Source organism: Alcanivorax sp. HI0083 (assembly GCF_001635175.1).
Map to the genome: position 1 here is coordinate 1 of NZ_LWFX01000561.1, position 697 is coordinate 697.

1 protein-coding gene is annotated in these 697 nt (G+C 53.8%); it reads right to left on the minus strand.

The genetic code is table 11. The annotated features are described in order from the left end of the window. Nucleotides 1–289: 289 nt before the first annotated feature. Nucleotides 290–697 (minus strand): PhoH family protein (locus A3754_RS05675; RefSeq protein ID WP_197468489.1); only part of this gene is annotated, 408 nt, incomplete at its 5' end.

Here is a 697-nt window from a genome sequence, read left to right on the forward strand (position 1 = left end):
AGATCAGCGAAGAGCGGATCCGCGAGTTCGCCACGCCGGCCTTGGCACAGGGCGCCACTGTTCTGGTTGAACAAGGCGTACTGGAACCCTTCATCGAATGGGTATTGGACGATTTCTATCAGTCCGAGGCGTGTAAAAAGATAATTGACAGTTGATAGTTGACAGCTACGCGAGAAAGACAGACTTGATTTGAAACCTAAGAGGCCGCGCCCAAACCATGGGCGCGGCCTTTTTGTTTCCGAAGGAACACAACACAACCGCGAGGGGTTTAGCTGTTAACTATCAACTGCTAGAGAAACGACTCCGCATACTCCGCCAGCTTGGACCTGGGCACCCCGTTCAGCTGCACCGAGCCACCATGCTCGAACCGTTTGAATCGTTCGGTCATGTAGGTCAACCCGGAACTGGTTGGCGACAGGTAGGGCGTATCGATTTGCGCCAGGTTGCCCAGGCATACCACCTTGGAACCTTCCCCGGCCCGGGTAATGATCGCCTTCATCTGGTGAGGTGTCAGGTTCTGGCTTTCATCGATCAGGATCAGGGATTTCTGGAAACTGCGCCCGCGGATGTAGTTCATTGCCTTGAACTGAATGTTGGCCCGCTCTTTCACATATTGAATGCTCCCGGACGGGTTTTCATCGTTCAGGTGCAGTGCCTCAATGTTGTCATTGATCGCTCCCAGCCACGGGTCCATTTT